Annotated in this window: 16 protein-coding genes; 10 read left to right on the plus strand and 6 right to left on the minus strand. The window is 71.6% G+C overall.

Annotated elements, in window-relative coordinates:
• Positions 1–50: 50 nt before the first annotated feature.
• The 3 genes from EBH09_RS31175 to EBH09_RS31180 all read right to left on the minus strand — a co-directional run bounded on the left by EBH09_RS31175 (position 51) and on the right by EBH09_RS31180 (position 3,643).
• Positions 51–2,432, minus strand: coding sequence for a Tex family protein (locus EBH09_RS31175; RefSeq protein ID WP_193776627.1), 2,382 nt, complete (start codon positions 2,430–2,432; stop codon positions 51–53).
• A 115-nt stretch (positions 2,433–2,547) separates the two neighbouring features.
• A complete protein-coding gene (locus EBH09_RS39855; RefSeq protein WP_274595154.1) occupies positions 2,548–2,679 on the minus strand; it encodes an LPFR motif small protein in 132 nt (43 codons plus the stop codon).
• 94 nt (positions 2,680–2,773) lie between these two features.
• Positions 2,774–3,643, minus strand: a complete 870-nt coding sequence (locus tag EBH09_RS31180) for a hypothetical protein (protein ID WP_193776628.1) — start codon at positions 3,641–3,643, stop codon at positions 2,774–2,776.
• A gap of 136 nt (positions 3,644–3,779) precedes the next feature.
• On the opposite strand from EBH09_RS31180, the gene EBH09_RS31185 reads away from it, so the two are divergent.
• Both EBH09_RS31185 and EBH09_RS31190 read left to right on the plus strand, forming a co-directional pair.
• Positions 3,780–4,739: a GlxA family transcriptional regulator gene (locus EBH09_RS31185; protein WP_121750207.1), complete on the plus strand. Its 960-nt coding sequence runs from the start codon at positions 3,780–3,782 to the stop codon at positions 4,737–4,739.
• A gap of 41 nt (positions 4,740–4,780) precedes the next feature.
• Positions 4,781–5,416, plus strand: coding sequence for a DJ-1/PfpI family protein (locus EBH09_RS31190; RefSeq protein WP_121750208.1), 636 nt, complete (start codon positions 4,781–4,783; stop codon positions 5,414–5,416).
• On the opposite strand, the gene EBH09_RS31195 is transcribed toward EBH09_RS31190, so the two are convergent.
• On the minus strand, positions 5,403–6,170 hold the full coding sequence (locus EBH09_RS31195) for an enoyl-CoA hydratase/isomerase family protein (protein WP_121750209.1): 768 nt from the start codon (positions 6,168–6,170) through the stop codon (positions 5,403–5,405). The two genes, EBH09_RS31190 and EBH09_RS31195, sit on opposite strands and share 14 nt — an antisense overlap.
• Before the next feature lie 204 nt (positions 6,171–6,374).
• On the opposite strand from EBH09_RS31195, the gene EBH09_RS31200 reads away from it, so the two are divergent.
• The gene (locus tag EBH09_RS31200; RefSeq protein ID WP_193776740.1) at positions 6,375–6,827 is read left to right on the plus strand and encodes an ATP-binding protein; all 453 of its coding nucleotides are present in this window, start codon (positions 6,375–6,377) and stop codon (positions 6,825–6,827) included.
• Between the two features lie 6 nt (positions 6,828–6,833).
• On the opposite strand, the gene idi is transcribed toward EBH09_RS31200, so the two are convergent.
• Both idi and EBH09_RS31210 read right to left on the minus strand, forming a co-directional pair.
• Positions 6,834–7,427 carry an isopentenyl-diphosphate Delta-isomerase gene (gene idi, locus EBH09_RS31205; RefSeq protein WP_121750211.1) on the minus strand — a complete coding sequence of 198 codons (594 nt, stop codon included), beginning with the start codon at positions 7,425–7,427 and terminating at the stop codon, positions 6,834–6,836.
• A 311-nt stretch (positions 7,428–7,738) separates the two neighbouring features.
• Positions 7,739–8,677: a cation diffusion facilitator family transporter gene (locus tag EBH09_RS31210; protein WP_121750212.1), complete on the minus strand. Its 939-nt coding sequence runs from the start codon at positions 8,675–8,677 to the stop codon at positions 7,739–7,741.
• A 466-nt stretch (positions 8,678–9,143) separates the two neighbouring features.
• On the opposite strand from EBH09_RS31210, the gene EBH09_RS31215 reads away from it, so the two are divergent.
• The 7 genes from EBH09_RS31215 to EBH09_RS31245 all read left to right on the plus strand — a co-directional run bounded on the left by EBH09_RS31215 (position 9,144) and on the right by EBH09_RS31245 (position 16,237).
• Positions 9,144–10,997 (plus strand): DUF5941 domain-containing protein, encoded by a 1,854-nt coding sequence (locus EBH09_RS31215; RefSeq protein WP_121750213.1) that lies wholly within the window; start codon positions 9,144–9,146, stop codon positions 10,995–10,997.
• Entirely contained in the window at positions 10,994–11,746 is a 753-nt protein-coding gene (locus tag EBH09_RS31220; protein ID WP_121750214.1) for a phosphocholine cytidylyltransferase family protein, read from the plus strand. The genes EBH09_RS31215 and EBH09_RS31220 overlap by 4 nt, the downstream gene beginning before the upstream one ends.
• Complete coding sequence (locus EBH09_RS31225) at positions 11,734–12,795, plus strand: iron-containing alcohol dehydrogenase family protein (RefSeq protein ID WP_121750215.1); 1,062 nt, start codon at positions 11,734–11,736, stop codon at positions 12,793–12,795. The genes EBH09_RS31220 and EBH09_RS31225 overlap by 13 nt, the downstream gene beginning before the upstream one ends.
• Positions 12,773–13,552: a CDP-alcohol phosphatidyltransferase family protein gene (locus EBH09_RS31230; RefSeq protein WP_193776629.1), complete on the plus strand. Its 780-nt coding sequence runs from the start codon at positions 12,773–12,775 to the stop codon at positions 13,550–13,552. Before EBH09_RS31225 ends, EBH09_RS31230 begins: the two co-directional genes overlap by 23 nt.
• Before the next feature lie 8 nt (positions 13,553–13,560).
• The gene (locus tag EBH09_RS31235) at positions 13,561–14,433 is read left to right on the plus strand and encodes a glycosyltransferase (RefSeq protein ID WP_121750216.1); all 873 of its coding nucleotides are present in this window, start codon (positions 13,561–13,563) and stop codon (positions 14,431–14,433) included.
• A 96-nt stretch (positions 14,434–14,529) separates the two neighbouring features.
• The gene (locus EBH09_RS31240) at positions 14,530–15,459 is read left to right on the plus strand and encodes an ABC transporter permease (RefSeq protein ID WP_121750217.1); all 930 of its coding nucleotides are present in this window, start codon (positions 14,530–14,532) and stop codon (positions 15,457–15,459) included.
• Positions 15,452–16,237 (plus strand): ABC transporter ATP-binding protein, encoded by a 786-nt coding sequence (locus EBH09_RS31245; RefSeq protein ID WP_193776630.1) that lies wholly within the window; start codon positions 15,452–15,454, stop codon positions 16,235–16,237. The genes EBH09_RS31240 and EBH09_RS31245 overlap by 8 nt, the downstream gene beginning before the upstream one ends.
• Positions 16,238–16,573 lie beyond the last annotated feature (336 nt).

Genomic DNA, 16,573 nt, shown 5'->3' on the forward strand with positions numbered 1-16,573 from the left:
CGGCAAACGCCGGCCCGCGCGCCCACGCCCCGCCACCTCCCGTCGGGCGCCTACGCCAACCCGGCCCGCCGCAACGCGTCAGCCATCGCGTCGTTGGACGGAGCAGGCGCCGACGACCGCCCCTTGCCGCCACCGCCGCCGCCGGAGGCCTGCCGCTGCTGCCGCTGCCTCGGCGGCTTCCCTCCACGTTCCCGCTTCTGCTCCCCGGGCGAACCCTGCCCACCCTGCGGAGCGGCCTCGTCGTCCAGCCGCAACGTCAACGAGATCCGCTTCCGCGGGATGTCGACGTCCATCACCTTCACCTTCACGATGTCCCCGGGCTTCACCACATCCCGCGGATCCTTCACGAACGTCTTCGACATGGCCGACACGTGCACCAGCCCGTCCTGGTGCACACCGACGTCCACGAACGCGCCGAAGGCCGCGACGTTCGTCACGACCCCCTCCAGGACCATCCCGGCGGACAGGTCGGAGATCTTCTCCACGCCCTCCTTGAAGGTGGCCGTCTTGAAGGCGGGCCGCGGATCGCGCCCCGGCTTCTCCAGCTCCTTCAGGATGTCCGTGACCGTCGGCAGACCGAACGTCTCGTTCACGAACTCCGCCGGCTCGAGCGACCGCAGCACGGACGTGTTGCCGATCAGGCCGGCCACCTCCTGCCCGGCGGTCTTCACCATCCGGCGCACCACCGGGTACGCCTCGGGGTGCACGCTGGACGCGTCCAGCGGGTCGCTGCCACCCCGGATCCGCAGGAAGCCCGCGCACTGCTCGTACGCCTTGGGGCCGAGCCGCGACACCTTCTTCAGCTCGGTCCGCGACGTGAACGGCCCGTTCGCGTCCCGGTGCGCCACGATGTTCTCGGCGAGACCGGAGGTGACGCCGGACACGCGGGCGAGCAGCGGCGCGGACGCCGTGTTGACGTCCACGCCCACGCCGTTCACACAGTCCTCGACCACCGCGTCCAGCGAGCGCGACAGCTTCACCTCGGACAGGTCGTGCTGGTACTGGCCGACGCCGATCGACTTCGGGTCGATCTTCACCAGCTCGGCCAGCGGGTCCTGCAGCCGCCGGGCGATCGACACCGCGCCGCGCAGCGAGACGTCCATGTCCGGCAACTCCTGGGAGGCGAAGGCGGAGGCCGAGTACACGGAGGCACCGGCCTCGGACACCATCACCTTGGTGAGCTGCAACTCCGGGTGCTTGGCGATCAGTTCGCCGGCGAGCTTGTCGGTCTCGCGGGACGCCGTGCCGTTGCCGATGGCGACCAGTTCGACCGCGTGCTCCTTGGCGAGCCGCGCCAGCTTGGCGATCGCCTCGTCCCACCGGTTGGCGGGGACGTGCGGATGGATCACGTCCGTGGCCACGACCTTGCCGGTCGCGTCGACCACCGCGACCTTCACGCCCGTACGGAAGCCCGGGTCCAGGCCGAGCGTCGCGCGGGTGCCCGCCGGGGCGGCCAGCAGCAGGTCGCGGAGGTTCGCGGCGAAGACGTTCACCGCCTCGTCCTCGGCGGCCGTGCGCAGCCGCAGCCGCAGGTCGATGCCGAGGTGCACCAGGATGCGGGTGCGCCAGGCCCAGCGGACCGTGTCCGTGAGCCACTTGTCGCCGGCCCGGCCGCGGTCGGCGATCCCGAAGCGGCCGGCGACGATCCCCTCGTACGACGACGGTCCGTCGGTGGCCTCCTCGGGCTCCAGGACGAGGTCGAGCACGTCCTCCTTCTCGCCGCGCAGCATGGCGAGGATCCGGTGCGAGGGCAGCTCGGTGAACGGCTCGGCGAAGTCGAAGTAGTCGGCGAACTTGGCGCCGGCCTCCTCCTTGCCCTCCTTCACCTTGGCGGCGAGCCGCCCGCGCGCCCACATCCGCTCCCGCAGCTCGCCGATCAGGTCGGCGTCCTCCGAGAACTTCTCCGTGAGGATCGACCGCGCTCCGTCCAGGGCGGCCTGGGGGTCCGCCACGCCCTTGTCGGCGTCGACGAACGCGGAGGCAGCGGCGACCGGGTCCACCGACGGGTCGCCGAGCAGGCCCTCGGCCAGCGGCTCCAGACCCGCCTCACGCGCGATCTGCGCCTTGGTACGCCGCTTGGGCTTGTACGGCAGGTAGACGTCCTCGAGGCGGGCCTTGGTCTCCGCCCCGCGGATGCGTGCCTCGAGCTCCTCGGTGAGCTTGCCCTGCTCGCGCACCGAGTCGAGGATCGCCGTACGCCGCTCCTCCAGCTCCCGCAGATAACGCAGCCGCTCCTCGAGCGTGCGCAGCTGCGCGTCGTCGAGCATCTCGGTCGCTTCCTTGCGGTAGCGGGCGATGAAGGGCACCGTGGAGCCGCCGTCGAGCAGCTCCACCGCGGCCTTCACCTGCCGCTCCCGCACGCCGAGTTCCTCGGCGATCCTGCTCTCGATGGACCTCACGTCGATGGACGCGCTGGACCCGGGTGTCGTCACGATCCCGTACCGCCTTCTCACAGAGGTTGCGCGGCAATTGTGGCAGGTGGCGCCGACAATCGGGGATCAGGGCACCACCCGGCCCGGTCGGGAACGGGTCGCGCCGGACGCGGTGTCAGACCCGGCGGCCGCGGGTCGAGGACGAGGCCCCGCCGAAAAGCCGGGCCAGGGCCCGGAAGGGAAGCGTCACGACGGTGGCGATGGCCCCACCGATCTGGCGCAGTACGTCTGCGATGGCACGGAACACGAGAAGCCCCTTTCCTCTCCCGGCCCCTCCGGCCGGGAACCCTACGGGTACCTCCGGATCGGCCGGACATGCCCGTCGGCGGGGCCGGACCTGGTCAGCGCCTGCCGAGCAGGTCGGCCGGGAAGGCGCCGGCGCTCAGCGCCGTACGGGCGAAGGACGTTCCGAGCTCCGTCAGACGGGCCACGCCCTCGGCTCCGAGGTGCGCGTAGGGGGCCGCGTCCAGCCGGTCCGTCTCCCGTTCGATCTCGTCGCGCAGTGCCACACCCCGCTCGCTCAGCTCGCCGGCGTCGTCGATCAGGCCGCGGTCGCGCAGCCGGTCCGTCGCCGCATCCCACTCCTCCTGGGTCCAGCCACGGGTGGTGAAGATCCACTTCGGCGCCATGCCCTTGCCGGTCGCGGTGTGCGTGACCAGTGCCTCCAGGCCGTCGAGGCCCGCGGCCAGCAACGCCGCGAGGTGGCCGTCGCCCCGGTGCTCGCGCAGCAGGGTCGCCGCGTGCCAGAACGCCAGGTGCGGCGCGTCGGGCACGGGCAGGTCCGCGTGGGCGGAGTACAGCGGACGGGCGCCGCGGGAGCAGCCCTCTGCGGCGCGCAGCGCCAGACCGGCGGCCTCGGACATCTCCGCGGACGCCAGGGTCTCGTCGCCGAGCAGGCGGCGCAGCGTGGCGTCGACGGCACGCGCGCGTGCCGCCAGGACCTGTGCCGGGGTGGCGGTCTCCCACACCGAGGGCACATGCCGGGCGACGAGGTCGTGCTTGTAGTTGTAGAACGTCGCCGTCACGGCGCCGGCGCCGACCGGCCCCAGCGCGGCGGCGCGCACCGCGAAGTTGACGGCCCGGGGGTCGGTGACCCCGAGGCCGCCCAGTTCCCGCCCCAGGTCGGGCGAGAAGTAGTGCGTCGAGTGCAGCGAGTTGAGCGCGTTGTGGCAGCGGCGGCCGGCGCGTGCGCCGATGGCGGCAGTGGTCATGCCACGCACGTTACCAACCGCTCAGTACGTCCTCCAGGCGTCTGCCGGAGGGCCCGCTCCGAGCGCGGGACGCATGGCAGGAAAGGTGGGGTACTCGTCATTGCGGCCATCGCCGGGCGGGCGAAGAATCGACGGCATGGCGCACCGAACCGTCCTCGTCGTCCTGTTCGACGACGTCCAGAGCCTCGACGTCACCGGCCCCGTGGAGGTCTTCGCGGGCGCCGAGCAGCACACGCCGGGGACGTACCGCGTCCGCACGGCCTCGCTGGACGGCGCGCCCGTGCGCACCTCCAGCGGGCTGACCGTCGTACCGGACCTGGCCCTCGCGGAGGCGTCCGTCCCGGACACCCTGATCGTTCCCGGCGGCCGGGGCTCCCGGAACCCCGACCCGCGCCTCGTCGAGTGGCTGCGAGGCCACGGGACGCGTGCCCGGCGCCTGGTCTCCGTCTGCACCGGGGCGATCCTGCTCGCCAGGGCGGGTCTGCTGGACGGCCGCCGCGCCACCACCCACTGGGCCTATTCCGACCGGCTCGCGCGCGACCACCCGGCCGTGGACGTCGACCCCGACCCGATCTTCATCCGCGACGGCCAGGTCGCCACCTCCGCCGGCGTCACCTCCGGTATCGATCTCGCCCTCGCCCTGGTCGAGGAGGACCTGGACCGGGACGCCGCCCTGACCATCGCCCGGCACCTGGTGGTGTTCCTGCGCCGGCCCGGTAACCAGGCACAGTTCAGCGCCCAGCTCGCCGCCCAGACCGCACGGCGTGAGCCCCTGCGCGAGCTCCAGCGGTGGGTCGCCGAGCACCCCGGGGCCGATCTGAGCGTCGAGGCCCTCGCCGACCGGGCCGGCCTCTCGCCCCGCCACTTCGCCCGCGCCTTCCGCGCGGAGACCGGCACGACACCCGGCCGGTACGTCGACCGGGTCCGCGTCGAACACGCCCGCCGGCTGCTGGAGGACACCGGTGACGGCGTCGAGGAGATCTCCCGTTCCAGCGGCTACGGCACACCGGAGGCCATGCGCCGCGCCTTCGTCAGGGCCCTGGGCACCTCACCGGCCGAGTACCGCCGCCGCTTCCGTCCCGCGCCCGTCCACTGAGGACGCGACCCCGCTCGCCGAGCGAGCCCGAAAGGAAACACGTGCAGATCGCCATCGTTCTCTTCGACCGTTTCACCGCCCTCGACGCCGTGGGCCCGTACGAGATGCTGAGCCGCGTACCGAAGGCGGAGCCGGTCTTCGTCGCCGAGCGGACCGGCCCGGTCCGCAACGATTCGGGGAGCCTGGCGCTGACCGCCGACCGGACCCTGGCGGACGTGCCGAACCCGGATGTCGTCGTCGTGCCGGGCGGCCCCGGCCAGGACGCGCAGATGGGCAACGAGACCCTGCTGGACTGGCTGCGCGCCGTCGACGCCACCAGCACCTGGACCAGCTCGGTCTGCTCCGGCTCCCTGCTGCTCGCCGCCGCGGGACTGCTCACCGGCCGCCGTGCCACCTCGCACTGGCTGGCACTGAACCTCCTCGAGCAGTTCGGTGTCGAGCCGACCGGGGAACGGGTGGTCACCGACGGCAAGTACGTCACCGCGGCCGGCGTCTCCTCCGGCATCGACATGGGCCTCACACTGGTCGGCCGCATCGCCGGGGACGAACACGCCCAGGCGGTCCAGTTGCTGACGGAGTACGACCCGCGGCCGCCCTACGACGCGGGGTCCCCCGAGAAGGCACCCGCGCATCTCGTCGAGGAGTTCCGCGTGAGGAACCGATTCATCCTGAAGTAGACCCGCTCTGCGGCATGCTCCAGCCGAAACGCGGCTGCCTGCGCTCCAGGAAGGCGGCGACCCCCTCCGCGGTGTCGCCGCTGCCGCTCGCCTGGGCGGCCCAGTACGCGTCCCGGTCGGTACGCCCGTTCGCGAACTCCTTCGCCGCGGCCTGCGTCAGCAGCGAGCGCGACGCCAGTACCCGGGTGAACTCCCCGACTCGCTTGCCGAGTTCGCCCTCCGGCAGCACCTCGTCGACCAGGCCGGTGCGCAACGCCCGCCCGGCGTCGATCAACTCCCCCGAGAAAAGTAGGTACTTCGCGGAGGCCGGGCCCGTCAGCGCCACCAGCCTCCGGGTGGAGGACGCCGGGTACACGACCCCCAGCTTGGCCGGGGTCACCCCGAACAGCGCCGACTCCTCGGCGAACCGCAGGTCGCAGGCGGCCGCCAACTGAGCACCGCCGCCCACGCAGTGACCGCGGATCGCCGCCAGCGTCGGCTTGGGGAAGGCCGCGAGGGCCTCCTCGGCCCGAACGGCGAGCCCCTGCGCGTCCTCCGCCGGCTCCCGCAGGGTGGAGATGTCGGCCCCGGCACAGAACGTGGCTCCCTCACCGGTGAGCACCAGCGCCCGCACCGCCGGGTCTCCCGCCAGGGCGTCCAGCAGCTCGGGCAGCGCCCGCCACATCGCGGCCGTCATGGCGTTGCGCTTGGCCGGGTGGTGGACGACGACGGTGGCGACCGAGTCGGCGACCCGGTGCAGCAGCTGGGGCTCCATGCGCCGGATGTTATCCGCCGACCCGTTGGGTGCACGCGGCCGGTGCGGGCGGGACAGGAACGGTCCCACAACTGACCGTGTCATACGCCAACGATCAGAAGCGTTCGATATCAGCTGACTTGTGTTCAGTTCTCCGTAGCGGAGCGACGCGTTACCAACACTCGGAGTGTGGTGACAATCGAGCCCAAGGGTGGCGACCGGACGATGGACGAGACCGGGCCCGCCGGGCCACTGCCGTACGAAGGTGTCTGGCGGTTCACCGCCCCCGCCGTGGACGCGTCGGTCCCGCAGGCGCGGCACGCCGTGCGGGACCTGCTGCTGCGCCAGGGCGTGCCGGTCTCCGACGACGTGGCCGAGGGCCTGCTCCTGATCGTCTCGGAGCTGGTCACGAACGCCGTCCGGCACGCGGCGGTGCTGTCGCCGGTGCTCGCCGTGGAGATCGCCGTCGGGCCCGAGTGGGTGCGGGTGTCCGTGGAGGACAGCCACCCCTACCGCCCGACCGCCCTGGAGGCCGATCACGGTCAGACGGGCGGGCGCGGACTGCTCCTTGTCCGGGAGATCACCCGGGAGGCGGGCGGGGCGTGCGACGTGGCCCACACGGCGAGCGGCGGCAAGGTCATCTGGGTCGCCCTGCCGCTCAAGCACGCCCTGCGGTAACCGGGCTCACCAGCCGGCGGAGGGGCCCGTCAGCTCGCGGACCGCGGGCCGGGCCGCGTCCAGCACCGTCATGAACCACGCCGAGAAGGTGTCCTTGCCGTGCCGTTCGGCCAGCTCGGCGGGTGACACGAAGGCCGTCTCCGCGACTTCCTCCGCATCGGGCCGCGGCGCTGCCTGCACCAGGCCGACGAAGAGGTGGTTGTACTCCTGCTCGACCAGCCCGGAGGCCGGGTCCGGGTGGTTGTAGCGCACGGTGCCCGCCTCGGCGAGCAGCGAAGGGGAGACGCCCAGCTCCTCGTACGTCCGACGGGCCGCCGCCGCGAAGGGCGCCTCGCCGGGGTAGGGGTGACCGCAGCAGGTGTTGGACCACACGCCGGGGGAGTGGTACTTGCCCAGTGCCCGCTGCTGGAGCAGCAGCCGGCCGCGCTCGTCGAAGAGGAACACGGAGAAGGCGCGGTGCAGCCGCCCCGGCGGCTGATGCGCGGAGAGCTTCTCCGCGGTGCCGATCGTCACGCCGTTCTCGTCGACCAGTTCCAGCAAAATCGCGTCTGCGGTGCCGTTCGACGAACTGTGCGTCGCGGTGGCAGGAGTGATCGGCATACCCATCCTTCACATCGGTCCTCGCGCCCCAAGTGTGCCGTACGAATCCGGCACTCTCGGCACTTCCCGGCACTCCCGCATGTCCCGCACGGCGGCGCGGGCGGCGGTCGTCACCGGTCGGACGCCGAGGAAGGGCCCAGTTGATCACCGTGCCCGGCGGCGCGGACCGGGAACCGTCCACGGCGTGACCGGGAGGAGTGCCGCGGGGGACAGGACCGGGGCAGGACGTGAACGAGCGGCGGACGGCCGCGCTCCGCAGCGCGTTCCGGTAAGCGCACGCCCCCACCGCGCTCCGCCGGTGCCACCCGGCCTCAGTGGCACAACCTCGCCTCGTGCTCCGCGTGGCCGCTGGGCTCCAGCTGGAAGGTGCAGTGCTCCACGTCGAAGTGGTCGCCGAGGCAGCCCTGCAACTCGTGCAGCATCTTCTCGTGACCGATCGCGCTCAGCGCCTCGCCGCTCACCACCACATGCGCCGACAGCACCGGCAGGCCGGAGGTGATGGTCCAGGCGTGCAGGTCGTGGACGTCCTCGACCCCGTCCAGCGCCAGTATGTGGGCGCGCACCTCGGCGATGTCCACGCCCTTGGGCGCGGCCTCCAACAGCACGTCCAGGGTCTCGCGCAGCAGCCGCCAGGTGCGCGGCACGATCATCAGGCCGATCACCAGCGACGCGATCGGGTCGGCCGGCTGCCAGCCGGTGGCCAGGATCACGAGTGCCGAGACGATCACCGCAAGGGAGCCCAGCGCGTCCGCCGCCACCTCCAGGAAGGCGCCCCGCACGTTCAGGCTCTCCTTCTGGCCGCGCATCAGCAGGGTCAGCGACGCCATGTTCGCCACCAGGCCGATCGCGCCGAAGACGACGGTCAGCCCGCCCGCGGTGCCGGCCGGTGTGATGAACCGCTCGATCGCCTCGTACAGGACGTAACCGCCGACCCCGAGCAGCAGCAGACAGTTGGCCAGGGCGGCGAGGATCTCGGCGCGCGCGAAGCCGAAGGTACGCCGGTCGCTCGGCGGCAGGTTCGCGAAGTGAATGGCCAGCAGCGCCATGCCGAGACCCAGGGCGTCCGTCGCCATGTGCGCGGCGTCGGCGATCAGCGCGAGCGAGTCGGCGAGCACGCCGCCGACGATCTCGACGACCATGACGAAGAGCGTGATCGCCAGCGCCACCCGCAGTCTGCCGCGGTACGCGGCCGTCGCCGTCCCGCCGGCCTGCGCTCCGTGCGCGTGCCCGTGATCATGCCCAGCCCCCATGAGAAGCAGCCTCCCGTATGTCCGGCATCCGGCGTCCGGAGCACAGTGAACTACGGGTAGGGGGTATCCGGCAACGCGGCACTGAACACCGTTGTCATGTGCTCTGACCTGCGGAAACGATACGCAGGTCAGAGCGTCACGACGTCCTGGGCGGGCCGTCCGGGTGAGGCGGGCGGACGGCCGGGCAGAGGCGGCCCTGACCCTGAGCGAAGGCCCGTCGACACTGTGCGATGTCCGCGATGCCCGGTCTGGGAGCGCGGTTTGTGGGGCGGGCCCCGGATCCACGATGATGATCGCGGCAAAGGCGGGTGCAAGTGGCGTCGACCGACCGTGAAACGGGCGGTGAACACGGCGTTCCAGCCATCCGATAGCCTCTGCCGACATGCCGCCCGGGTGCCGCAGGCACGGGCGTCCCACCATGCACAGGCTCGGCGCCCAGGCGTCGGCACCCAGGGAGTGAGTTCGGTTGTCGACCGCCATCCTCACCGGTCAGCCGGTCCCCGGTTCGTCGATCGAGAGCGAGCTGCGGTCCCTGGGCTTCGACGTGCGTCCCGCCTCCGGCGCCGCCGACGCCGAGACGTTGCTGGCCCGGGTGCCGGCCGGCGAGCGGGTCGCCGTGGTGGACGCCCGCTTCGTCGGCCACCTGCACGCCCTGCGCCTGGGCCTCACCGACCCCCGCTTCCCGCTGGCCGCGATCCCCGGCGCCGTCACCGCCCGGCCGGAGGCCCGCCAGGCCCTGACCCGCGCGATGGCCCGCGAGAACTCCGGCCAAGGCGACACCGCCCGTGGTGGTGCCCCCGCGCGAGTGAAGCCGAGCGTGGGGGACGTCGACAGCCTCGCCGACCGGATCACCGCCACCCTCGACGCCGACGGCGCGGGCGTCCACCGGCCCGAGCTCGGCAGCCTGGTCGCCGCCGTCCCCGCCGACCCCCAGGCCCGCAACGAGGCCCGGCAGGCCGTCGCCGGCGTCGACGACGAGGCCGTACGCCTGAAGTCGGCGGTCAAGGCCCGCGACGGTTTCGTCACCACCTTCCTCATCAGCCCCTACTCCCGCTACATCGCCCGCTGGTGCGCTCGACGCGGACTGACCCCCAACCAGGTCACCACCGCCTCGCTCATCACCGCGCTCATAGCGGCGGGCTGCGCGGCCACCGGCACCCGCGGCGGTTTCGTCGCCGCCGGCGTCCTGCTCATCGCCTCCTTCGTCCTCGACTGCACCGACGGACAGCTCGCCCGCTACTCCCTGCGGTACTCCACGCTCGGCGCCTGGCTGGACGCCACATTCGACCGCGCCAAGGAGTACGCCTACTACGCGGGCCTCGCCCTCGGAGCCGCCCGCGGCGGCGACGACGTATGGGCCCTCGCCCTCGGCGCGATGGTCCTCCAGACCTGCCGGCACGTCGTCGACTTCTCCTTCAACGAGGCCAATCACGACGCCGCCGCCAACACCAGCCCCACCGCCGCCCTCTCCGACAGGCTCGACAGCGTCGGCTGGACGGTCTGGGTGCGGCGCATGATCGTCCTGCCCATCGGCGAACGCTGGGCCATGATCGCCGTCCTGACCGCGCTCACGACGCCCCGGATCACCTTCTACGCGCTGCTGATCGGCTGCGCCTTCGCCGCGACGTACACCACCGCGGGCCGTGTCCTGCGCTCGCTGACCCGCAGGGCGACGCGGACCGACCGGGCCGCGAAGGCACTGGCCGACCTCGCCGACTCGGGTCCGCTCGCCGAGGCCGCCGCCAAGGGGCTCGCGCGGACCGTCCGCCGGCTGCCCGGCTTCACCGCCCCCGCCGTCGCACTCCTCGGCGGCGCCGCCGTCGTCGCCACGTCCGCGCTCACCGACTTCGGCGGCCCCTGGCCGGCGGTCGCCGCGATCGGCTACGTCCTGACGTCCGCCCTCGCCGTCGCCCGCCCACTCAAGGGCGCCCTCGACTGGCTGGCCCCGCCGTTCCTGCGCGCCGCCGAGTACGGCACCGTCCTGGTACTGGCGGCGAAAGCGGACGTGAACGGTGCGCTCCCAGCGGCTTTCGGGCTGGTTGCCGCGGTCGCCTACCATCACTACGACACGGTCTACCGCATCCGCGGCGACGCGGGAGCGCCGCCGCAGTGGCTGGTGCGGACGGTCGGGGGGCACGAGGGCCGCACGCTGGTGATCACCGTGCTGGCCGTGCTGCTCACCGCCTCACAGTTCAAGGTCGCGCTCACGGTCCTCGCCGTGGCCGTGGCTCTCGTGGTGCTCGTGGAGAGCATCCGCTTCTGGGTCGCCGCCCACAAGGTCGGCGCACCCGCCGTACACGACGAAGGAGAACCCGCATGATCGGCCTCGTGCTGGCGGCCGGCGCCGGACGCCGTCTGCGCCCCTACACCGACACCCTGCCCAAGGCACTGGTCCCGGTCGGCCCGGAGGGCGCGGAGGACAGCATCACCGTGCTGGACCTGACGCTGGCCAACTTCGCCGAGGTCGGCCTGACCGAGGTCGGGATCATCGTCGGCTACCGCAAGGAAGCCGTGTACGACCGCAAGGAAGCGCTGGAGCAGAAGTACGGCGTCAAGCTCACCCTCATCGACAACGACAAGGCCGAGGAGTGGAACAACGCCTACTCCCTGTGGTGCGGCCGCGACGCCCTCAAGGACGGCGTGATCCTCGCCAACGGCGACACCGTGCACCCGGTCTCCGTCGAGAAGACCCTGCTCGCCGCCCGCGGCGACGGCAAGAAGATCATCCTCGCCCTCGACACGGTGAAGAACCTCGCCGAGGAGGAGATGAAGGTCGTAGTCGACCCGGACAAGGGCGTTCAGCGCATCACCAAGCTCATGGACCCGGCCGACGCGACCGGCGAGTACATCGGCGTCACCCTCATCGAGGGCGAGGCCGCCGTCGAGCTGGCCGACGCCCTGAAGACCACCTTCGAGCGCGACCCGCAGCTGTACTACGAGGACGGCTACCAGGAGCTGGTCAACCGCGGCTTCAAGGTCGACGTGGCGCCGATCGGCGAGGTCAAGTGGGTCGAGATCGACAACCACGACGACCTCGCCAAGGGCAGGGAGATCGCGTGCCTGTACTGACGAGGCTCATCCCGTCGCCGGTCGTCGTGGACATCCGCGCGGGTGCCCTCGACGACCTGGGATGTGTGCTCGCCGACGAGCGCATCTCCCACTCGGGCAAGCTCGCCGTCGCCGTCAGCGGCGGCTCGGGCGCCCGGCTGCGCGAGCGTGTCGCCCCGTCGCTGCCCGGCGCCGACTGGTTCGAGGTCGGCGGCGGCACCCTGGACGACGCGATCAAGCTGGCCGGTGCCATGAAGGGCGGCCACTACGACGCGGTCGTCGGCCTCGGCGGCGGCAAGATCATCGACTGCGCGAAGTTCGCCGCGGCCCGCATCGGCCTCCCGCTGGTCGCCGTGCCCACGAACCTCGCGCACGACGGGCTCTGCTCGCCGGTCGCCACCCTCGACAACGACGCGGGCCGCGGCTCCTACGGTGTCCCGAACCCCATCGCCGTCGTCATCGACCTGGACGTCATCCGCGACGCCCCGGTGCGGTTCGTGCGCGCCGGCATCGGCGACGCCGTCTCCAACATCTCCGCGATCGCGGACTGGGAGCTGGCCAACCGGGTCAAGGGCGAGCGGATCGACGGCCTGGCCGCCGCGATGGCCCGACAGGCGGGCGAGGCCGTGCTCCGGCACCCGGGCGGCGTCGGTGACAACGACTTCCTCCAGGTGCTCGCCGAGGGCCTGGTCCTGACCGGCATCGCCATGTCGGTCTCCGGTGACTCGCGGCCCGCCTCCGGCGCCTGCCACGAGATCAACCACGCCTTCGACCTGCTCTTCCCCACCCGCGCGGCCTCTCACGGGGAGCAGTGCGGTCTGGGCGCGGCCTTCGCGATGTATCTGCGCGGGGCCCACGAGGAGTCCGCCCAGATGGCCGAGGTACTGCGCCGGCACGGACTGCCGGTGCTGCCGGAGGAGATCGGGTTCACCCCGGAGGAGTTCTTCCAGGCGGTGGAGTACGCCCCGCAGACGCGGCCCGGCCGCTACACGATCCTCGAGCACCTCGACCTCAATACCGACCAGATCAAGGACCTGTACGCCGACTATGTCAAGGCCATCGGTAGCTGAACTACGTCCGGTCGTCCACCCCGCGGGGGTGAAGGACCGGCGCAGCGGTGAGCACTGGGCGGGACGCCTCTACATGCGCGAGGTCTCGCTGCGGATCGACCGCTACCTGGTGAACACCAGGATCACGCCCAACCAGCTCACGTACCTGATGACCGTCTGCGGCGTGCTCGCGGCCCCGGCCCTGCTGGTGCCTGGCATCACGGGCGCCGTGCTCGGCGTCGTGGCGGTCCAGCTCTACCTGCTGCTGGACTGTGTCGACGGCGAGGTCGCGCGCTGGAAGAAGCAGTACTCACTCGGCGGCGTCTACCTGGACCGGGTCGGCGCCTACCTGACCGACGCCGCCGTCCTGGTCGGGCTCGGCCTGCGCGCCGCCGACATCTGGGGCACCGGACGCGTCGACTGGCTGTGGGCCTTCCTCGGCACCCTGGCCGCGCTCGGCGCCATCCTGATCAAGGCCGAGACCGACCTCGTCGGCGTCGCCCGGCACCAGACCGGCAAGGCGCCGGTCCAGGAGTCCGCGTCCGAGCCGCGCTCCTCCGGCATGGCGCTGGCCCGCCGGGCCGCCGGGGCGCTCAAGTTCCATCGGCTGATCCTCGGCATCGAGGCGTCCCTGCTGATCCTCGTCCTCGCGATCGTCGACGCGAGCCGCGGCGACCTGTTCTTCACCCGCCTCGGCACCGCCGTACTCGCGGGCATCGCGCTGCTGCAGACCCTGCTGCACCTGGTGTCCATCCTCGCCTCCAGCAGGCTCAAGTGAGCGGGGCCATGAAGGTCGGCGCCGTCGTCATCACGATGGGCAACCGCCCCGAGGAGCTGCGCGCCCTGCTCGACTCGGTGGCCAAGCAGGACGGCGACCCGGTCGAGGTGGTCGTGGTCGGCAACGGCTCGCCCGTCCCGGAGGTACCGGACGGCGTGCGCACCGTCGAGCTGCCCGAGAACCTGGGCATCCCCGGCGGCCGCAACGTCGGCATCGAGGCCTTCGGCCCGGGCGGCAGTGACGTCGACATCCTGCTCTTCCTCGACGACGACGGCCTGCTCGCCCGCACCGACACCGCCGAGCTGTGCCGAGAGGCGTTCGCGGCCGACGACGAGCTGGGCATCATCAGCTTCCGCATCGCCGACCCGGAGACCGGCGAGACCCAGCGCCGGCACGTCCCGCGGCTGCGCGCCTCCGACCCGATGCGCTCCTCCCGGGTCACCACCTTCCTCGGCGGCGCCAACGCCGTCCGCACCCGCGTCCTCACCCAGGTCGGCGGCCTGCCGGACGCGTTCTTCTACGCCCACGAGGAGACCGACCTGGCCTGGCGGGCGCTGGACGCGGGCTGGATGATCGACTACCGGTCCGACATGGTGCTGAACCACCCCACGACCGCGCCCTCGCGGCACGCGGTCTACCACCGCATGGTCGCCCGCAACCGTGTCTGGCTCGCCCGCCGCAACCTCCCCGCGCTCCTCGTCCCGGTCTACCTCGGGGTGTGGATGCTGCTCACACTGCTGCGCCGCCCCTCGCGACCTGCCCTGAAGGCCTGGTTCGGCGGCTTCCGCGAGGGCTGGGCCACCCCTTGCGGTCCGCGTCGGCCCATGAGGTGGCGTACGGTGTGGCGGCTGACCCGGCTGGGCCGGCCTCCCGTGATCTGACAAGCTCGTATCCGAGAGCGTCCCGGTCCGCCCGGGGCCAACAGGTCCATGCCAGGCCCGCGCGGCCGAGCATTCCGAAGACGAAAGTTTCCACCAGTGAGTGAGACAACGCACGACGGCACGGTCGCCATGACCAAGCCCGTGTCGCCCGACGAGGGCCTCACACCGGCCCGGCTCGCCGCCAAGTACGGGCTGTCCGTGAGCGGCGCCCGGCCGTCCCTCGCGGAGTACGTCCGTCAGCTCTGGAGCCGGCGCCACTTCATCCTCGCCTTCTCCCAGGCGAAGCTGACCGCCCAGTACAGCCAGGCCAAGCTCGGCCAGCTGTGGCAGGTGGCCACCCCGCTGCTGAACGCGCTCGTCTACTTCATGATCTTCGGCCTGATCCTGAACGCGGGCAGGGGCATGCCGAAGGACGTGTACATCCCGTTCCTGGTGACGGGTGTGTTCGTCTTCACCTTCACCCAGTCCTCGGCGATGGCGGGCGTACGCGCGATCTCCGGCAACCTCGGTCTGGTGCGGGCGCTGCACTTCCCGCGAGCCTCGCTCCCGATCTCGTTCGCGCTCCAGCAGCTCCAGCAGCTGCTGGCCTCGACGGTCGTGATGTTCGCCGTGGTGATCGGCTTCGGCAGCTACCCCTCGCTGTCCTGGCTGCTGGCCGTCCCGGCGCTCGTCCTGCAGTTCCTCTTCAACATGGGGCTGGCGCTGATCGTGGCCCGGATGGGCGCCAAGACGCCGGACCTGGCCCAGCTGATGCCGTTCATCATGCGGACCTGGATGTACGCGTCGGGCGTCATGTTCTCCATCCCGATCATGCTGGAGGACCAGCCGGCCTGGCTGGCCGACGTGCTCCAGTGGAACCCGGCCGCCGTCTACATGGACCTGATCCGCTTCGCGCTGATCGACGGCTACGGTTCCGAGCACCTGCCGCCGCACGTGTGGGCGGTCGCGCTCGGCTGGGCCGTGGTCCTCGCCGTGGGCGGCTTCGTGTACTTCTGGAAGGCGGAGGAGAGGTACGGCCGTGGCTGAGCAGCAGGGCGAGCGGGTGCCGACGGTCATCGCGGACGAACTGCACATCGTCTACCGCGTCAACGGCGCCAGGACCGGCAAGGGCAGCGCGACCGCCGCCCTGAGCCGCATGATCAGGCGAGGCTCCGACGACGCGGCGCGGGGCGTGCGCAAGGTGCACGCCGTGCGCGGCGTCTCCTTCACCGCCTACCGGGGCGAGGCCATCGGCCTGATCGGTTCCAACGGTTCCGGCAAGTCGACCCTGCTGCGGGCCATCGCCGGCCTGCTGCCCGCCGAGCGGGGCAAGGTCTACACCGACGGCCAGCCCTCCCTGCTCGGCGTGAACGCGGCCCTGATGAACGACCTGACCGGCGAGCGGAACGTCATCCTCGGCGGACTGGCCATGGGCATGTCCCGCGAGCAGATCAAGGAGCGCTACCAGGACATCGTCGACTTCTCCGGGATCAACGAGAAGGGCGACTTCATCACCCTGCCGATGCGCACCTACTCCTCCGGCATGGCCGCCCGCCTGCGGTTCTCCATCGCCGCCGCCAAGGACCACGACGTCCTGATGATCGACGAGGCGCTGGCCACCGGCGACCGCAAGTTCCAGGCGCGCTCCGAGGAGCGCATCCGGGAGCTGAAGAAGGAGGCCGGCACCGTCTTCCTGGTCAGCCACAACAACAAGTCCATCCGCGACACCTGCAACCGCGTGCTCTGGCTGGAACGCGGCGAGCTGCGCATGGACGGGCCGACCGAAGAGGTGCTCAAGGAGTACGAGAAGTTCACGGGCAAGTAGCCCGGCACGCCGGGTCGCGCAGGAACTGTTCCGGCGCGGCCCCGCGTCTGTAAAGGAAACGTCAACTCCTGGCGTTCGCAGGAATCTTGAGGCCGATCGGTGTGTTCTTGTGATGCGCGGAGAACCCCGGCGAACCTCCATGAGTTGTACAACGTAAGCTGTACCGGTCCCGAAACGCGGCACATGGGGCGATAATCCCCGACACCGTCGAGCGGGCCTGCCGCACGGACGGTCGGGCGGCGTGTCCGAAATAGTATGCATTGGGTCGGCAGTGTAGAACGGGAGATGTGACGGCAATGGCTACGGAAACTCCCCATCTCCGCGAAGCGTGCGCCG

The organism is Streptomyces sp. E2N166 (genome assembly GCF_003671715.1).
GTDB lineage: Bacteria > Actinomycetota > Actinomycetes > Streptomycetales > Streptomycetaceae > Streptomyces > Streptomyces thinghirensis.

What these genes read in the sequence shown, in the direction of transcription:
- EBH09_RS31180 (WP_193776628.1), bottom strand. Translation starts at nt 3,643, where the DNA reads ATGACCACTGCCGCCATCGGCGCACGCGCCGGCCGCCGCTGCCACAAC.
- EBH09_RS31185 (WP_121750207.1), top strand. Translation starts at nt 3,780, where the DNA reads ATGGCGCACCGAACCGTCCTCGTCGTCCTGTTCGACGACGTCCAGAGC.
- EBH09_RS31195 (WP_121750209.1), bottom strand. Translation starts at nt 6,170, where the DNA reads ATGGAGCCCCAGCTGCTGCACCGGGTCGCCGACTCGGTCGCCACCGTC.
- EBH09_RS31200 (WP_193776740.1), top strand. Translation starts at nt 6,375, where the DNA reads ATGGACGAGACCGGGCCCGCCGGGCCACTGCCGTACGAAGGTGTCTGG.
- idi (WP_121750211.1), bottom strand. Translation starts at nt 7,427, where the DNA reads ATGCCGATCACTCCTGCCACCGCGACGCACAGTTCGTCGAACGGCACC.
- EBH09_RS31210 (WP_121750212.1), bottom strand. Translation starts at nt 8,677, where the DNA reads ATGGGGGCTGGGCATGATCACGGGCACGCGCACGGAGCGCAGGCCGGC.
- EBH09_RS31220 (WP_121750214.1), top strand. Translation starts at nt 10,994, where the DNA reads ATGATCGGCCTCGTGCTGGCGGCCGGCGCCGGACGCCGTCTGCGCCCC.
- EBH09_RS31230 (WP_193776629.1), top strand. Translation starts at nt 12,773, where the DNA reads ATGTCAAGGCCATCGGTAGCTGAACTACGTCCGGTCGTCCACCCCGCG.
- EBH09_RS31235 (WP_121750216.1), top strand. Translation starts at nt 13,561, where the DNA reads ATGAAGGTCGGCGCCGTCGTCATCACGATGGGCAACCGCCCCGAGGAG.